Annotated in this window: 17 protein-coding genes; 3 read left to right on the top strand and 14 right to left on the bottom strand. The window is 52.3% G+C overall.

Features of this window, described 5'->3' with window-relative positions; translation table 11 throughout:
• Positions 1–181: 181 nt before the first annotated feature.
• Positions 182–1,288 (top strand): Fic family protein, encoded by a 1,107-nt coding sequence (locus LBW88_RS15050; protein WP_224933286.1) that lies wholly within the window; start codon positions 182–184, stop codon positions 1,286–1,288.
• Between the two features lie 99 nt (positions 1,289–1,387).
• Here the strand turns inward: LBW88_RS15050 and LBW88_RS15045 are convergent, their stop codons facing one another.
• From LBW88_RS15045 to LBW88_RS15035, 3 genes are all read right to left on the bottom strand, one after another.
• Positions 1,388–1,780, bottom strand: a complete 393-nt coding sequence (locus LBW88_RS15045) for a YebG family protein (protein ID WP_224933287.1) — start codon at positions 1,778–1,780, stop codon at positions 1,388–1,390.
• Between the two features lie 72 nt (positions 1,781–1,852).
• The gene (locus tag LBW88_RS15040; RefSeq protein WP_034829783.1) at positions 1,853–2,647 is read right to left on the bottom strand and encodes an SIR2 family protein; all 795 of its coding nucleotides are present in this window, start codon (positions 2,645–2,647) and stop codon (positions 1,853–1,855) included.
• Positions 2,644–3,204, bottom strand: a complete 561-nt coding sequence (locus LBW88_RS15035) for a non-canonical purine NTP pyrophosphatase (RefSeq protein WP_224933288.1) — start codon at positions 3,202–3,204, stop codon at positions 2,644–2,646. The genes LBW88_RS15040 and LBW88_RS15035 overlap by 4 nt, the downstream gene beginning before the upstream one ends.
• Before the next feature lie 440 nt (positions 3,205–3,644).
• On the opposite strand from LBW88_RS15035, the gene LBW88_RS15030 reads away from it, so the two are divergent.
• Positions 3,645–4,976: a putative bifunctional diguanylate cyclase/phosphodiesterase gene (locus LBW88_RS15030; RefSeq protein WP_224933289.1), complete on the top strand. Its 1,332-nt coding sequence runs from the start codon at positions 3,645–3,647 to the stop codon at positions 4,974–4,976.
• 45 nt (positions 4,977–5,021) lie between these two features.
• Here LBW88_RS15030 and LBW88_RS15025 read toward each other — a convergent pair whose 3' ends face one another.
• The 11 genes from LBW88_RS15025 to LBW88_RS14975 form a co-directional block, all read right to left on the bottom strand.
• The gene (locus LBW88_RS15025; RefSeq protein ID WP_224933290.1) at positions 5,022–5,354 is read right to left on the bottom strand and encodes a hypothetical protein; all 333 of its coding nucleotides are present in this window, start codon (positions 5,352–5,354) and stop codon (positions 5,022–5,024) included.
• A gap of 440 nt (positions 5,355–5,794) precedes the next feature.
• The gene (locus tag LBW88_RS15020; protein ID WP_224933291.1) at positions 5,795–6,700 is read right to left on the bottom strand and encodes an ABC transporter substrate-binding protein; all 906 of its coding nucleotides are present in this window, start codon (positions 6,698–6,700) and stop codon (positions 5,795–5,797) included.
• Entirely contained in the window at positions 6,700–7,494 is a 795-nt protein-coding gene (locus LBW88_RS15015) for an amino acid ABC transporter ATP-binding protein (protein WP_224933292.1), read from the bottom strand. The genes LBW88_RS15020 and LBW88_RS15015 overlap by 1 nt, the downstream gene beginning before the upstream one ends.
• A complete protein-coding gene (locus LBW88_RS15010; protein WP_224933293.1) occupies positions 7,478–8,398 on the bottom strand; it encodes an amino acid ABC transporter permease in 921 nt (306 codons plus the stop codon). The genes LBW88_RS15015 and LBW88_RS15010 overlap by 17 nt, the downstream gene beginning before the upstream one ends.
• Positions 8,399–8,407: 9 nt before the next feature.
• Complete coding sequence (locus LBW88_RS15005; protein ID WP_224933294.1) at positions 8,408–8,920, bottom strand: GNAT family N-acetyltransferase; 513 nt, start codon at positions 8,918–8,920, stop codon at positions 8,408–8,410.
• A gap of 9 nt (positions 8,921–8,929) precedes the next feature.
• Positions 8,930–9,862: an ABC transporter substrate-binding protein gene (locus LBW88_RS15000; protein WP_224933295.1), complete on the bottom strand. Its 933-nt coding sequence runs from the start codon at positions 9,860–9,862 to the stop codon at positions 8,930–8,932.
• A 19-nt stretch (positions 9,863–9,881) separates the two neighbouring features.
• Entirely contained in the window at positions 9,882–11,195 is a 1,314-nt protein-coding gene (locus LBW88_RS14995; RefSeq protein WP_224933296.1) for an LLM class flavin-dependent oxidoreductase, read from the bottom strand.
• Between the two features lie 81 nt (positions 11,196–11,276).
• Complete coding sequence (locus LBW88_RS14990; RefSeq protein ID WP_224933297.1) at positions 11,277–12,413, bottom strand: amidohydrolase; 1,137 nt, start codon at positions 12,411–12,413, stop codon at positions 11,277–11,279.
• Between the two features lie 13 nt (positions 12,414–12,426).
• Entirely contained in the window at positions 12,427–13,422 is a 996-nt protein-coding gene (locus LBW88_RS14985; protein ID WP_224933298.1) for an MsnO8 family LLM class oxidoreductase, read from the bottom strand.
• Between the two features lie 347 nt (positions 13,423–13,769).
• The gene (locus LBW88_RS14980) at positions 13,770–14,249 is read right to left on the bottom strand and encodes a cupin domain-containing protein (RefSeq protein ID WP_224933299.1); all 480 of its coding nucleotides are present in this window, start codon (positions 14,247–14,249) and stop codon (positions 13,770–13,772) included.
• Positions 14,250–14,408: 159 nt separating this feature from the next.
• Positions 14,409–15,302, bottom strand: coding sequence for a LysR family transcriptional regulator (locus LBW88_RS14975; protein WP_224933300.1), 894 nt, complete (start codon positions 15,300–15,302; stop codon positions 14,409–14,411).
• 603 nt (positions 15,303–15,905) lie between these two features.
• Between LBW88_RS14975 and LBW88_RS14970 the strand changes: the two genes are divergently transcribed.
• Entirely contained in the window at positions 15,906–17,528 is a 1,623-nt protein-coding gene (locus tag LBW88_RS14970; protein ID WP_224933301.1) for a TIGR04028 family ABC transporter substrate-binding protein, read from the top strand.

Raw genomic sequence — 17,528 nt, 5'->3', positions numbered from 1 at the left:
CATAAACGTTGCCTCCTCAGAATGCTCAAATCCTTTTTCGCCGTGGTTAAACTGGTCTTTGAGCCGAATAAACCGTATCATTCAACTCACTTAGTGAGCCGAATAAATTCAGCTTATGGCTCAGATAATGAGCCATATAGTAAGATTGTTTGGCTCAGTAACAATCGAGATGAGGCAAATTATGTGGATATGGCAACAACCTGAGTGGCCAAAATTTCGCTGGCAAGAGGAAAAACTCCTGCCACGATTGCGCTATCTCCAGCAGCAGCGCGGCATTTTGCTGGGCCGCGCAAGCATATCCGATAACACCGATACGCAAACGTTGAATACGTTGCTCACCAACATCCTGTCTTCCTCCGCCATTGAAGATGAGCGCGTGAACGCAGAGTCGGTCAGATCTTCCCTTGCGCGACGTTTGGGCGTTTCGCTGGAGCAGCCTTATCCTGTTTCCGAACGCTCCGAAGGACTGGCCACAATGATGATGGATGCCATCACCCAGCGCGATGCGCCTCTCACGTTTGAGCGGTTATGTCTGTGGCATCAGTGGCTTTTTCCGGCGAGTGAATGGACGATAAAGCGCCTGAACGTGGGCACTTTGCGGGGTGAAGAACCGATGCAGGTGGTGTCCGGGCGCATCGATCGTCCGACCGTGCATTTTGAAGCGCCACCGCGTGACGGGCTTGAACGGCAGCTCGATCAATTTATTCGCTGGTTTAATCACAGCCAAAGCGAGGTTCAGCTCGACCCACTGCTGCGCGCCGCCCTTTGCCATCTGTGGTTTGTCACGCTGCATCCATTCGATGATGGTAACGGTCGTATTACGCGCGCACTGACTGATTTGGCGCTGGCGCAAGCAGACAGCCTAAGCATTCGGTTATATGCCATGTCGTCATCAATTCTGACCCGGCGCGCGGATTATTATCGAATTTTACAAGAGACACAGCGCGGCGATATGGACATCACAGACTGGATGCTGTGGTTCCTCGACGTACTCAATGACAGCCTGGAAGAGGCGCTGGCAGCCGTGACGCGGATACAGAACAAGGCGAAATTCTGGCTGATTCATCACAACGCGCAATTAAACGCCGATCAAAATCGCGTATTGAATCGCTTGCTGGATGGCGGTGAAAACGGGTTTGCTGATGGCATCAGTGCCAGCCAATATCAAAAAGTGGCGAAGGTCAGTAAGGCTACGGCGACGCGTCATTTAACGGAGTTGCTGGAGAAAGGTTGTCTGAAGAAATTGCCGGGCGGCGGGCGAAGCACACGTTATCAGATCAAGCTGTAGAGTTTCAGTAACGGTAACAGGAGCGACCTTCTGGCCGCTCCCAGCTCCAGCTCCAGCTCCAGCTCCAGCTCCAGCTCCAGCTCCAGCTCCAGCAAAGTATCAGGCAGCTTTAACCGCGCGCACTTTCTTTTCTGGTTTAACCGTTTCCGCTTCCGCAGAGGTTTCAGATTCTGTAGACGTTTCAGTTTCGGTTGAGGCTTCAGGTTCGGCAGAGGCTTCAGTCTCAACTTCGGCTGTTGCTTCTTCCTTTACCGTGTCCGGTAATTTGCTGGTGCGGAGAATATGCTGTACCGCATCTTTTTGTTCAGCCAGTAACATGCCCAACGCTTCAGCCTGCGCCTCACCCAGTTCAGGCTGATGCTGCTGCAGCCAGTCGGTAAAGGTGTCCGCCATATCGAGCATTTTGTCCCAGGCATCCGCGTCTTTTTTATTGGCAAACGTCATTCTCTCTTCACCCTTTCTGACAACAACATATTTGGTTTCGACTGCCATGATGCACCTCGGTTTACTGTATTTATATACAGTATATTCTAAGCAAACTTTTGAGCAATCACTTTCTGCTCATCAAGCCAGTAATTCTTCCAGGAACGTCGCCAGCGCTTTGCGCGGATCGTCCTCTTCTGAAACGATCATTTCGATGCCCCACTGCCCCAATACCTCTTTCGCCACCGGGTTGTTACGGTTGGTGAACAGGTAAGATTTAGGACGTGCGGTGGCAAGGCCGGTGCGGCCCCACATTTTCGTCAGGCGGTAGAATAACAGACGAATGTTAAAGTCACTGATGCTGTACCCGACAAACAACACCGAGTTGCCCATCACGTCATGCGTCAGTTTGATATCCAACGGCGAATCGAAGTAGAGTCGTTCGAAGTAGCTGCTTTCGTCCAGCACGATAGAAGTATCATCGTCAAAATCACCATGAAGTTTAATGATGTGGCGCTTGTCTTCAGTCAAAGACACCAGGTCTGCGGCATTGGCCACTTTGCTGTACGGCACATTATGCGCTTCATGCGCCATCTCCAGCCAGCGATCGTAATTGGTGGTGTAGATGCGTGAAAAGTTACCTTGGGTGATCATGGTGTGAATTTCAGAGCTGCGCACGTCAATATCCGGGCGATGCCATTCACGATCCATCCAGCTGCGTAATGGTCCGAGCGAACCTTTGCGTTGCTTGTAATACTCCGCCAGCGAAAGATGTGTGCCATAAGTATTAAAGATCTTCGGGTCGTAACCCAGTTCTTTGGCCAGATGCGCAATCAGCTCATGCCACTCCGGCAAACCCAGATTGCGTGAAATACCCGCGCCCGCAAACAGGATCAGTTTGCCTGCATCGTAGGCGCGTTTGAGTTCCGGTTTCATGCCAGTCCCCGTGATGTTTTGAGAAAGGTGGCGAAACGATCCAGAGCCAGTCTGCGCATGGATATTTCGTTTTTGAATTCACCCATTTCAGCGAAAGTCTGCGAATGCCCTTCGGGAATGAATACGCAGTCCCACTGAAACTCGCGCGGGCCGGCGGGAGCAGAGGCAATGGTGCCGCGCAGTTCGCCCTCAAACTGGTACATTTTACGGCCATCACAGTAACCCAGTACGGTTTTAGCTGTGACGTTGGGGCTATCCAGCCCGTTAACCAGTTTGGTAAAGCGTTCGGCGTTCAATCGGCTCCAGAAAATGCGCGTTAACCCGGCAGGTAAACCATTCAGCCCCTCCAGATACAGGCCAGTATGCTCAACAAATAGTGGACGACCGATAATGGAAAAGGCTTTGGTCAGTTTATCCCGCACCAATTCCACTTCGTTTTCGGTTTGAATCTCTTCGATGCGGCGGGCGATAGGAATGACTTCAACGCCAACCGGCTCCAGGATGGTGCGCACTTCGGCAAGCTTTAGCTCATTGGCAGATAGAAAGCGTATTTTCATTGCAACCAGTCGTTTTAAAGTGGGTTTCACAATCGGGCCAGGCCAGGCTGAATACGTGTCCAGCGCTTGTTGTTTTTGCCTCTGGCACTGCAACTACCTTAAGGCACTGAGGTTTCATTCTAACGTGTGGACTTGCCATAGGGTAGGCACAATCGCGCTAAGCAGAAAATGCGCTGCGGCTTTCGCGATTTTTTAACCTGCCGCATACAAATGGGAATAATCGACTTAAGTCACCTCAATCAGCCAGTATAATCCGGGAAAGTGTCCGTTTCCCCTAACGTAGGTCAAATCACAATGCAGCTTGGGTGAGTGTAAATAACGTGAAAACAGTTATGACAGCCGTCACGCTTTTCCTTAATATACCTGACTGAAAACATTATATAATTATGACTAAAAACTGAGAATAGCTAATGATCTCTTATTTCAGTTCAAGATATTCAATGATTCGCAACCTGCCATTTATATTGAAAGGTGACAGCCTGGAGAAAAAGCTTCGTTTAACCTTGTTGATTGCCGGGATATCAAGCATTCTTGCCGGGATTTATATGGCGCTGTTTAACTTCGCCAGTGGCCATTACGACATTGCCTGTTTGTACTGTGTTAGCACCGCTTTGGGTGGCTATATCAGCTTCGCAGCCTTTTGCAGTGGGTTGAAACGTAATCTCTACATCATTGTGCACGCACTGTTGCTCAGCATCATCTTATTATTGTTATTGGACAATTATCATGCGGCGGGTAAGCACTCCGAATACAACTATTTACTGGCGTTAACCGTAGGTTCAGCTCTGGTATTACGCCAACAGTCGGCTTACCTCAGTAAAGTTTTTCCCATCATATGCCTGACGATCTATCTGCTATTTATTGTCACTGGAGTGACCTGGCAGAATGACGCTTTCCAAATGAATATTCCAGAAGAGTCAGGCTTCTATATTGTTAATTGCAGCGTCCCGATTATTGCGCTATTACTCACCGTATTCACTTCGCGTGGCGATTATTCTGAAACCGACTTAATCAAACGTGAACTCTCTAACGCCATCGAAAAAAATGAGTTAGATCTCTATTATCAACCCCAGGTCGATAACGAAAAAAAACTGATTGGCTTTGAAGCCTTGCTACGCTGGAAACATCCGGTCAAAGGCTTTATTTCGCCAGAAGTGTTCATTCCCGTTGCTGAAAAAAGTGGTTTAATTATAGAGATTGGTAAGTGGGTGATGGAACGCACGCTACAGCAGATGTCTGATTGGGATCGCATGTATAACCTGAGTAATCTGAAGTTTTCAATTAACATCAGCCCATTACAACTCATGCATCGGGATTTCACGCAAGACACACTGCTAACGCTTTCGCATCACAGAATCAGTCCGGAAAGATTAAAATTTGAGATCACGGAAACCACCTTTATCTACGATCAAAAAAGAATTGGTGATGTTATTTCGCACTTCAGTCAACTGGGCATTAAGTGGGCAATCGATGATTTTGGAGTGGGTTATTCATCGCTTAAATCGATCAGCGATTTCGCCATCGATGATATCAAAATCGATAAATCATTGATTATGCATATTTTTGAAAACGAGTCAGCTGCGATTGTGGTACATAAAACTATCGAACTGTCGCGTGAGATGGGGTTGAATGTGCTGGCTGAAGGTATCGAGAGCGAGGAGTACTTCGATTACCTGCGCGATAAGGGCTGTAATCTGTTTCAGGGATATCACTTTGCCCGCCCGCTTCCTGCGGGAGATGCTGCACTGTGGGTTCGTAAAGCCACAACCTAAGATACTTGTGCAATGGCGGCGACTGAACCGCCATTGTGCACAGGATTAAAATATCGCTTTGGCGATGGTTAACGCCAGTCCTAACGTGACGAATTGCATTGAAACCATCCATTTGGTTTGTTTGTTCAGCGCCTGGTACAGATCGCCCCTGATCGCCAGTACATCCGCTTTGGTCGCGTAATTCTCTTTTACCGACGTAATATCGGCTTTCACTTCGCGAACCTCGGACCGCACTTCCGCTATTTCTAATTTGACCTCTACAATTTCCGTCCTGACTTCTGCCATATCCTGCTTAGTGGCATAATTCGATTTAATAACGGCAATATCTGTGGCGATAATGGCCACTGTCTCTTCCAGTTTCTTGACCCTTGACTCCATGAAAACTCCTCCAGACCTCTGGTGCTTAATTTTTCTGCACTTTGAAGATCGCGCGTGGCAGGCATTAAGATGACTTCTTATATTTTCAACTAACATGTTAACCCCAATCTGTTTATGCGTTGATTGGGTAATGCAGGTTAAGCCAGACCCGTTTAAAATCCTTTTTACTCTTTTTCAACCTCACATTCCCTCTGGAAACGTCAATATGACATTTCACCGGTGAGCTAAACAATACTGATCCTTGTAAGAGAAGATGAAAAACACACTTGAAGCGCTTAATTAAATACGAGCGGAACTTATTTCACGGTCAAAACATCGGCTTTTATCGTTTAAAACATGCGACACATTAATAAAAAATGAAGTAATTCACAGTAACGCTGAAAAACAAAAAACTCACAGCCGTCAAGGTGTGAGTTTTCTCTCAATTAACAAATATTCACTTATTGATAAACAATCCCTGGCGGATTGACCTGTGACGCCTCCACGCCCTCCTCCTGTTCTCCCCAGCGCGCCAGCACCTGTTGATATTGCCCGCTGGTTATCGCGCCATTGATCGCCTGCTGCAGAGCTACATCCAGACCGTTGCCTTTTTTGGTGGTCACTGCCACCCAGGCGCGAAAAGGTCCGTGCCCGACAATTTTCGTTTGTCCGCGTGACGCCACTTTCCAGGCTGCCATCGCTTGCGGACCAAATGAAGCATCCGCGCGCCCGGAGAGCAACGCCAGCGTCGCTGAGGCATCATCGTTGAGATAAATCGGCTGAACCGGTGCCAACCCTTGCGCGCGGTTTTTCGCATCCCAACTCAGCAAAATTTTCTCCTGGTTAGTGCCAGAACCGACAATGATGCGTTTTCCCGCCACATCTTCGCGCCCTTTGATGGCAGTAATCGCACTGTCCGTTTTCACCGCAAACGCATGGTTATCCGCCCGGTAAGTGGCGAAATCGAACTTCTTCTTACGCTCTTCCGTCACGGCGATATTAAACATCGCCACATCATAACGTCCGGCGGTGAGACCCAGCGGCCAGTCTTCCCAGGCGGCAGGCACCAGTTTGAGTTTTAAGCCCAAACTGTCGGCCAACAGACGGGCAATATCAGGGTCGCTTCCAATCAGCGTTTTATTGTCTGATGCCCACAAACCAATCGGCGGTGAATTCGATGCCGTTGTCGCCACCGTCAAATAGCCCGGCGTGACAAAATGGAAACCGGCCGGAATTTTGGCAATCGCCTGTGGATTAGCCGGAATGTTGATCGGCGTTTCGTTGTTTTTGGCATCCAGTGGTTCTGCTGCCAACAGCGGCGAGCTGAATAACCACGCGGCCAGCGCGCTGAAGATGATTCTTTCCATCACAGCACTCGCGCCAAAAATCGTTTCGTACGTTCATGGCGAGGTTGATTCAACACCTGGTGCGTGCTGCCCTGCTCGACAATGTGGCCATCAACCATAAACACCACCTGATCTGCCACTTCGCGCGCAAAGCCAATCTCGTGCGTCACTATCACTAACGTCGTACCGGATCGTGCCAGCTTCTTAATGACGTCCAGCACCTCACCCACCAACTCGGGGTCGAGCGCCGATGTCGGTTCATCGAACAGCATCACACGCGGATTCAGCATCAATGCACGCGCAATGGCGATGCGCTGCTGCTGTCCCCCCGAAAGATGGCGCGGCCAGGCATCCGCTTTATGGCGCAATCCCACAATATCCAGCAACTCTCCCGCACGCTCAATCGCCTCGCGTCGCGATAATTGACGATGGGCAATCGGTGCCTCGATCAGGTTGTCCAGCACCGTCAGATGCGGGAACAAATTGAAGTTCTGAAACACGTAACCGACGTTAATACGCTGGCGCAAAATCGCCTTCTCTTTCAGCTCATACAACTTGTCACCACGACGTTGATAGCCGATGTAATCACCGTCGATTTGAATAAAACCTTCGTCCACGCGCTCAAGATGATTAATGGTGCGAAGCAGCGTGGATTTCCCTGAACCCGACGGGCCAAGAATCACCGTCACCGAGCCGGGTTCCAGCTCCAGCGACACGTCATCCAGCGCTTTGTGTTTACCAAACGACTTGCTGACGCCGGTAATGCTGATGGCACCGGAAGTATGCAGATTGCGATAATCAATGGCTTCGGACATGGGAAAGCTCCTCATTGGCGGTGGCAGACCGATTGCGCCATTGACGCCAGCGCGACGGTTGCGGTTCACGCGTCACGCTGCGAGCCAGCCAACGTTCAACGCTGTGCTGCAGCAGTGACAATACGGTGGTGATAATCAGATACCAGGCCGCACCCACCATTAACAGCGGGATCACCTGCTGCGTGCGGTTGTAGATCATCTGGATGGTGTAAAACAGTTCCGGCATCGCCAGCACGTACACCATGGAAGTGCCCTTGGCGAGGCTGATGATTTCATTGAAAGTGGTCGGAATAATGGCGCGTAAAGCCTGCGGCAGAATGATGCGGAAGGTCCGACGTGACGAGGATAATCCCAGTGCTGACGCGGCTTCAAACTGACCGTGATCGACGCCCAAAAATCCGCCGCGAATAATCTCCGCACTGTAGGCGCTCTGCACCAGCGTCAATCCAATCACCGCTGCCGGAAACTGCCCCAGCACATTAATGGTCTGGAAATGCCCCCATGACAGCGCCGTGAAGGGCACACCGAGTGACAGCGTGTCGTACAGATAGGAGAAGTTATACAGAATGATCAGCACCACAATCAGCGGCAGCGAGCGGAAGAGCCAGATGTAGCCAAACGCCAGCGTGCTCAATAACCATGAGGAAGAGAGTCGCGCCAGCGCCAGCAGGCCACCAAAAATCAGGCTTAGAACTGTACCGAACAAGGTCAGCAACAGCGTTTGCCCCAGCCCCGTGAGGATCACGGGGTCAAAGAACCAGCGGGCAAACACGCTCCATTCCCAGCGGGGATTGAAGGCTACTGAATCAACCACGCTGGCCAGTATAAACAGCGCGACAAACGCCCCGATGATCCGCCCCGGATAACGTGCAGGGACCACGGTTAAGTGTTGTTGCTTACTCATCTCAACTCCTTAACTGGCTTGCGCCACACTGTGCACATCAATCACCTTGAGGAAGCGTAAACGCCCGTCATGAGGTGGCTGGCTGTAGATTTCCATATCTTCCAGCAGCGCAAACTGTGGCTGATAGCCATGGCCGATATACAGCTGAACGGCTTCCGGCTGACGAAATCCGGTGGTCAGGAACACACGCTGATAACCCGCGCGTAAGGCACGGCGCTCAAGCTCTTGCAAAATCAGCAGCGCCAATCCCTGACGGCGCAGATCGCTACGCGTCCAGATGCGCTTAAACTCGGCGGTCACCGCGTCATAGGGCTTATAGGCGCCCATGGCAATGATCTCACTGTCACGCTCCAGCACGATAAAAAGCCCGCGCGGCGGCAAGTACCATTCGGTCAGCTCGACTTCGTTGGCACTTTTGAAGAAGTCGCCGTAACGCGCGGCATATTCACCAAACAGGCCGGTGATGATGGGTTTTAACTCCTCGGCCTCAGGATGCACTTCGCGGAAAAATTGCTGACTCATGCTGCCTCCTTAATCGCCGAGTCCGGCCGGGTTGATTTCAGACTGATCCAGACGTTCCACGCCTTCCCCCCAGCGGTTCAGTACTTTGTCGTAATCACCGTTCTTGATCACACCATTGAGTGCCGTATTAATCGGCTGCACTAGCCCGTTGTCTTTTTTCACCGTCACTGCGATGTGTGCGGCTTTCGGCCATCCACCATCCACGCTGCCCACCAGCTTGGTTTGATGGGTTAACGCGGCTTTCCACGCGCCAATCACATTCGGACCGAAATAGGCATCCGCGCGGCCCGCCTGCAATGCCAGCGTTTGCGCAGCATCATCTTTGGTATAAACCGGTGTAAAAGGCTTCAATCCTTTAGCCTGATTCTCTTTATCCCACGCCAGCAGGATCGCCTCCTGGTTGGTGCCAGAACCCACAATGATGCGCAGCCCGGCGATGTCTTCAGCTTTGTTCAAGGACTTAATCTGGCTGCTGGATTTCACGTAGAAACCCAGGGAATCTTTGCGATAGGTGGCGAAATCAAAGCGCTCTTTACGCTCTTTGGTCACGGTGACATTGGTAATCGCCGCGTCATATTTGCCTGAAGCCACGCCGAGCGGCCAGTCTTCCCAGGAGGTCGGAACCACATTGAGTTTCAATCCCAGGCTGTCGGCGACCAGGCGCGCGATGTCTACTTCGCTGCCGAGCAAGGTTTTGTTGTCATCGCTGAACACCGTTAACGGCGGCGAGTTCAGTGCGGCCACCGCCACGGTAAATGAGCCCGGCACGGCAAACTTATGTCCGGCAGGAATTTGCGCCACCGCAGCCGGATTTTCCGCGGTGTTCACCGGCGTTTTGTTGGCTTCGATACTGATCTGCTGACCGTTCACCGCCACTTCTTCAGCCAAAGCCGCACTGCTTAAACTCAGCAACATCAGCGCAATAAGGGATTTCTTCTGCATAGCGTGTTTTCTCTTTAATTTATTGTTGTGTGAACTGATTAACGGGATCTTTCAGACCGAAACTGGCACGCAGCGTGGTGCCGGGGTATTCGCTGCGGGTCAGGCCGCGCGCTTGCAATATGGGGATGACGCGATCGACAAAGCGTTCGAAGGTATCCGGCGTACCGCCCTGAATGATGAAGCCATCGGTGGCTTCCGTTTCAAACCACAGCTGTAAGCCATTCGCCACCTCTTCTGGCGTGCCAAAGAACAGCGGACGCGGCGTAGCCGCTTCCAGCGCGGCCTGACGCAGCGTATGGCCGTGCTCGATTGCCTTGCGTTTGATTTCATCGGTGGTGCTACGGAAGCTGTTTTGGCCGATATCGCCGATGTTCGGGAAAGGCTCATCAAGCGGGTATTGTGAGAAGTCGTGGTGATCGAAGAAGCGACCGAGATAGTTCAAAGCATCGTTGATAGACACCAGTGCGGCGGTAGTTTGGTATTGGCGCTCGACGTCTTCCGCATCGTCGCCGACAATGACGCCAACGCCCTGGAATATATGCAGATCCTGCGGCTCACGTCCGTTTGCCACCAGCTGCTTTTTCACATCTTTATAGAAAGCCTGCGCCTCTTCGCGCGTCGGCTGATGGGTGAAAATGGCATCGGCGTGACGGGCTGCCAGCTTTTTACCATCCTCTGATGCACCCGCCTGAAACACGATCGGACGTCCTTGCGGCGTGCGTTCGATGTTCAGTGGCCCCTGCACCTGGAAGAAATCACCGTGGTGATTAAGGGTATGAAGTTTGGCCGCATCGAAGAACTGACCGCTCTCTTTGTTCCGCACAAAGGCATCGTTTTCCCATGAATCCCACAGCCCTTTTACCACCTGCAAATACTCGTCCGCGATGCGATAGCGCAGCGCGTGCTCCGGGTGCTGCTGGCGCGAAAAGTTCTTTGCCGATCCTTCTAAAGGCGAGGTCACCACGTTCCAGCCCGCGCGTCCGCCGCTAAGGTGATCGAGACTGGCAAACTGGCGAGCAACGGTGAAGGGTTCGCTGTACGAGGTGGAGACCGTACCGACCAAACCCAGATGCTCAGTCACTCCCGCCAACGCTGACAGCAGCGTCAGCGGCTCGAAGCGATTGAGAAAATGAGGGATCGATTTTTCATTGATAAACAACCCATCGGCGACAAACAGAAAGTCCAGCTTGCCGGCTTCCGCTTTGCGCGCGATGTGCTTCGCATAGTCAAAATTGATGCTGGCATTAGCCTGCGCCGCCGGATGACGCCAGGCGGACATATTGCCGGATGCGCCATGCAGAATGGTGCCGAGTCGCAGTTGTCTTGCAGTCATAGTGTTCTCTCTTTTCCATGGCATAGCCTGACGGCGACCGTTTCGTCGCCATACAGAGCGGAGGATATTGGGTAAGGTGTGCTAACTCAGAACGGCGTCACGACATCGTGCATTGAGGTGCTGCAAGGCCTGCTGCGCCAGTTGGGTGAAGTAGTGCGCGGCTGGGGCGATCAGTGCTTCGTCTGGATTGAAGCCGCCGTGATGCAAACCAAATTCGCTGGCGCTGCCAATGCTGACAAACGCGCCAGGAATCTGCTGCAGGTAATAAGCAAAATCTTCGCCGCCAAGATGCAGTTCTGCGGTGTGCACGCGATACCCCACCTGCTGTGCAATCTCGCTGGCAAACTGCGCCCAACGTGCATCGTTTTCTAACACCGGCGGCCCCGGATGCCAGCTGAACGTCGCGGTGGCACCGTTCGCCGAAGCAATGTGCTCGACAATCTGTCGCGCGCGCTGTTCCAGTTGCGCCCGCACCTGCTTGTCATGGGTGCGCACCGTGCCGCCAAACTCAGCTTCACCCGGTAAAGTATTGCCAGACTGACCGGCATCAATGCGGGTCACACTCAACACCAGGCTATCCAGCGTGTTAAAACTGCGGCTGGTCAGTGATTGCAGTGCCTGAATGATCTGACTGGCCACGAGGATGGCGTCCACGCCCTGTTCAGGGCTGGCGACGCGCACCACAAACTTGTCGGCATTGGCGTAAAACGCCCCACCGCGCGTGGCGAAGGCACCCGTCGGTAAGCCTGGCTCGTTGTGCATACCAAAGATCGCCTGCACATCCTGCAGCACGCCAGCATGGATAAACTTGCGCGCCCCAGTGGCATTCTCTTCGGCTGGCTGGAACAGAATACGGATGCGTCCCGGCAGCTGATCTTCCAGCGCATGGAGTTGCAATGCCGCGCCCAGCATCACCGCGCTGTGCACATCATGGCCGCAGGCGTGCATGACCCCCGCATTACGCGAACGGTAGGCGAGGCCGGTGGCTTCATGAATCGGCAGGGCATCAATATCCGCTCGCAACGCGATCAGCGTTTCACCCTGACCCACTTCCACAACCAGACCGGTTTCCAGCGGATAATCGAGCAACCGCAAGCCGGCGTCTTGTAGCCAGCGGCGTAAACGCGCCGTGGTTTCTACCTCATATCCTGACAGCTCAGGCCAGCTGTGCAGCTCGCGTCGCCAGTCAATCAGTTGCTGTTCGCTTGTGTGAGTCATGGTTATCTCCGGATTACGCCGCAACCAGTCGATGCGTTGCCAGCAGTTCGAGAGATTTCACTCGCGCCTGCTCCTCAGCAATCGGGGTATCAATCACAAACTCTTCAATGCCAAAATTGTGGTGCAAAGCATCCAGTTTGGCGTGCACCTGAGCAGCAGTGCCTTTCAGCAACGATGGCGTGCGCGGCTCAATGACATAATCGGTATAACCGCCCTGACGCACGTAGCGTTCTGCTTGCTCAACGCTGCCCACGTTGACACTCGGGCCGTCTTTTACACTGACGTGATAGACACGCAAATTATCCACCAGCAAATCTGCTTCAGCCGGTGAATCGGCGACCACCACCTGCACGGCCACCAGCGCCTGCTTGCCGTTGCTGTATTGGCGATAGCTGTTCAAAACCTGCTCCATCAACAGCGGATCGCCGTTGTGATGTGCCGCAAACACCAGCTGCCAGCCCAGTTCTGCTGCCAGCCGGGCACTTTGCTCGCTGGCTCCCAGCAGGAATCGGTTTGCCGGACGTGGCGGCTGCGGCGTGGCACGCAGGATCTCTTCATCGCCTACCGGCGGAACATCCAGCCAGCTATCCAGCAGTGAAAGCTGTTCAGCAAAGCTGCCTTTCTCATCCTGATGAATGCCCTGCTGCAAGGCGCGGGTGGAGAGCGGTAAACCGCCAGGCGCTTTACCCACACCGAGATCGATACGGCCAGGCGCGAGCGAGGCTAACAGGTTGAAGTTTTCGGCGACTTTATAAGGACTGTAGTGTTGCAACATCACACCACCGGACCCGACGCGAATGTGCTGGGTCTGGCCAATGATCCAGGCGATCAGCAGTTCAGGAGAGGGACTCGCCAGGCGGTCAGTGTTGTGATGTTCCGCCAGCCAGAAACGGTGATAGCCCCAGGCTTCAGCCTGCTGCGCCAGCTGTAATGTGCGATGCAGGGCATGCGAAGCGCTCTCTCCATCGGCAATCGGCGATTTATCTAACAAGCTCAGTCGATATGACATACGCCAAATCCTTTTCCTCAATGATGATGGCGAGCAGTGTGTGATGGCGGCGGGTAATGGGTAAAACATATTATTGTCGTATGCATTTTTAATTAATGCATATTGATGTATTACGAGATAATAAAAGTGAAATAGTGTTTATAAAACAGAAGTTTATTAAATTATCGATGATGGTTTATAGGGTTAACTGCACATCAGAAACTAATTGGGAATGGTTTGCAAAAATGAATATAAGCCTACACAAAACGCATTTTAAAGGATTGTTAAATGGCGTACACCGCACCGGTTTGAATACCGGCACGGTGAGATTCTTATCTTAGCCCCATTCTCTTAACTGATGCGTATTCTTAAGCCTTTTTAGCGTCCTCGTACTGCTCATCGCTGACTTTCTCCAGCCACTCCACCACCTTGCCGTTTTCAGCTTCAGCGATAGCGATGTGAGACATGCTGTTTTCCGGTGCGGCACCGTGCCAATGTTTAACGCCTGCCGGGATCCACACAACATCGCCCGGACGGATATCACGCGCTTCACCGCCCCACTCCTGCACGCGCCCCAGACCTGCGGTCACGATCAGCGTTTGCCCAAGCGGATGGGTATGCCATGCCGTGCGCGCGGAGGGTTCAAAGGTCACCGTCGCACCGCCAATACGTGCAGGTTCGCTTCCCTGAAACGGCGCATCAATACGTACCGTACCGGTGAAATACTCTGAGTTGCCTTTTACAGAAGGTTTTTCACCACTTTGCCAGACAGTGATCATCGATGTGTTCTCCTTTGCAGAAACAGCTGAGACAGATAACGCCAGTATGAGGGCAACAGCCATTCTCATTATGTGGGCTCCGTGCTTCAGGTTCAGGTGGTGACCGCTCTGGAACGGGCGGCCACATTGATTGCAGCTAAGAGTGTAGGATCACGCGGATTGATTGATAAGGTAGTCAATTCAGGATGGGTTTATGAACAAAACTCACTAATGGGCGTAATGCTTTGACTAACCCTGATAGCGCACGGCGTCGATCAGCTTTGAAAACGCCGCCGTATGCTGTTTGCGGCTGGGATAATACAAATAGTAACCACTAAAGGGTTCACACCAGTCGATCAATACACACTGCAACAGACCTTCATCGATATATTTCCGAACGGAATCTTCAGGCGCATACAAAATACCCATGCCGCTGAGTGCCGCTTCAATGCGCGAACTGAGGTTATTGAAAATAAGCTGACCTTCCACTTTAACGCGAATCTCTTTTTTATCTTTGGTGAACTCCCAGTTATACAATCCACCCAATGTCGGCAAGCGCATATTGATACAGTTGTGATGCTGCAACTCGTAGGGCGTTTCAGGGATACCGTGATGTTTAAAATACTCGGGCGTAGCAACCACCAGCATTCTCCAGTCAGGGCCGATGCGCACCGCCACCATATCCTTTTCCACCTGCTCGCCTAATCTCACCCCCGCATCAAAACGCCCGCTAACAATGTCGGTCAGCGTGTTATCAACAGAGAGCTCAATGTTCACGTCAGGATATTCCTGAAGATACGGCTTAATTAATGGCCAAAGCGTGGAGTGCAGCGCATGTTCGCCGGCGGTAATCCGGATATTGCCCGAGGTCCGCGTCTGGTGTTCGGTCAAAGCTACCAGCGCTTTTTCAATATCTGACATCAAGGGCGCTATATTCTGGATAAGTTGTTCACCGGCTTCCGTGGGTGCCACGCTGCGGGTGGTGCGCGTCAACAGCCGCGTCTTAAGCCGCTCTTCCAGGCCGCGCATAGCATGGCTTAGCGCGGATTGAGAGACACCCAATTTGGCGGCGGCACGGGTAAAACTGCGTTCTCGCGCGACCATCACCAGATACACCAGATCGCTGAAATTTTCTCTTAGCATCGCCTATTCACATCTCTTTCCGGGTTCAATAAAACGCTCAAAAACACGAGGAATTCGGGCTGCCGTTGCACGAGCATATCGTTTTCCTGCCCTCAACTCTTACTCAATGTGTAAGTAAACACCCGGCCATTTTTAGTTTGCACGGTAAGCGTCTTGCCTGCGGTGGTATCCAGCGTGCGGGCCTCGCTGTACTTCCACATCATAAGACGTTGCCCTTCCGGATAAGGGGATTCAGAGTCAGGCGGTCCAAACATATTTATCAACTCGGCTCTGGTGGTTTTACCGGTCTGTATTTTCTGAATGTTCGCGGTATCGAAATTATGCCCGACGGAACTTGAGCACGCTGACAGCATAAACATTAAACCTGGGATCAAATATGCTCTCATTAAACTACCCTCAAGATGTCAGCCATAAATATAAAACCTCTACATTATAGAGAGTTAACGCCACGTTTGAGCGGCGAAGAATCTTAATTATTTCCCACAAGTCTATTCATTTTATTTTTTTCGCAAAAGCTTAGTGCAATTCCTTGGTTCTCCTCGCGAGTGCGGCATTTGATGATGAAATCCGCCCGACGGGCTATTGAATCATAAGGAATTCACCATGAGTAAGCATTTTCACTTGCAGGCACTGAGCCTAGCCCTGCTAACAGGGATTTTTAGCGCGCACGCAGCGGATACGCCGGTCAAAGGCGGCACGCTGGTGTATCTTGAGCAGCAACCCCATACCAACCTCTATCCCCCGGCCGGTGGTTTCTACCCCAACGGCGGTATTCTCAACCAGATCACCGATAAGCTGACGTGGCAGAATCCAAAGACGCTGCAGGTTGAACCCTGGGTAGCGGAAAGCTGGAGCAGCAACGCCGATAAAACCGAATATACCTTTAAAATTCGACCGGGCGTCACCTTCTCCGATGGAACGCCGCTCGATGCCAACGCGGTAGCCAAAAACTTTGATACCTACGGCCTCGGCAATAAAGCCCTGCGCTTGCCGGTTTCGGAAGTTATTAATAATTACGATCACAGCGAAGTTGTCGATCCGCTGACGGTGAAGTTCTATTTCAAAAAACCGTCTCCGGGATTTTTACAGGGCACCGCAACCATCGGTTCCGGATTAGTCTCTCTCAGCACCCTGCAGCGAAGCTTCGACCAGCTGGGAGACGCCCGCCATATTATTGGCTCCGGTCCGTTTGTCGTCAGTGATGAGAAACTCGGACGCGAAGTCGATCTTACCGCGCGTAAAGATTATCAGTGGGGCCCGAAGAATATCGCTCAGCCAGGCCCGGCCAATCTCGATGGCATCAAAATTATCGTCACGCCGGAAGACAGCGTGCGCATTGGCGCGTTGCTGGCGGGCCAGGCGGACTTTATCCGTCAGGTACAGGCCTATGACGAAAAACAGGCACAGCAGCAAAACTTCCCTATTTACGCCGCACCGACGCGCGGTGTGAATGACAGCATCAGCTTCCGTCCTGACAATGCTCTGGTCAGTGATCTGAAGGTGCGCCAGGCGCTATTGCACGCTACCAACGCGCAGCAAGTGGTGCAGACTCTGTTCTCGCCTAACTATCCGCAGGCCACTTCGGTTATTGCCAATTCAGCAGCCGGTTACGTCAATCTCGCCGACAAGCTGAAGTACGATCCAACTCTGGCAAAACAGTTGCTTGATGAAGCGGGCTGGAAGGTCGGTAGCGATGGCATCCGTGAGAAAGAGGGTAAAAAACTCGCCCTCGCTATCTACGAATCCCTGCCACAGCCGCAGAACAAAGAAGTGCTGCAACTGGTGGCACAGCAGTGGCGTCAGGTGGGTGTCGCCCTAGCGGTGAAAGCGGGCGATGCGGGCAGCGCCACGCTGGATAATCTCGATCCGCTGAAAACGCCCCTCAACGTCACGGAAGTGGGCCGTGCCGATCCGGATGTGATCAAAAGCAGTTTCTACCCCACCAACCGTAACGCGCTGCTGCAAAAAGGCGGCTCCAGCGACAAGGTGCAAAGCTTCCGTGACGACAAGCTGAATGCACTGCTGGTGGATATCTCAGCGGAAGTGGATCCGGCTAAACGCCTGGCTCTGACCGGGGATGTCCAACGCTATTTGCTCGATCAGGCTTACGTGATCCCAATCTTCGAAGAGCCGCAGGTGTTCGCAGGTGCTCCCTGGTTCAAAGGCGTGAGCTTTGAAGCCGTGGGTCGTCCTTCGTTCTACGGCGCGTGGCTGGAAAAACACTAA

The sequence above is a fragment of the Pantoea sp. alder81 genome, from assembly GCF_020179835.1.
Lineage (GTDB): Bacteria > Pseudomonadota > Gammaproteobacteria > Enterobacterales > Enterobacteriaceae > Pantoea.
This window is presented reverse-complemented; position numbering and strand designations above follow the sequence as displayed.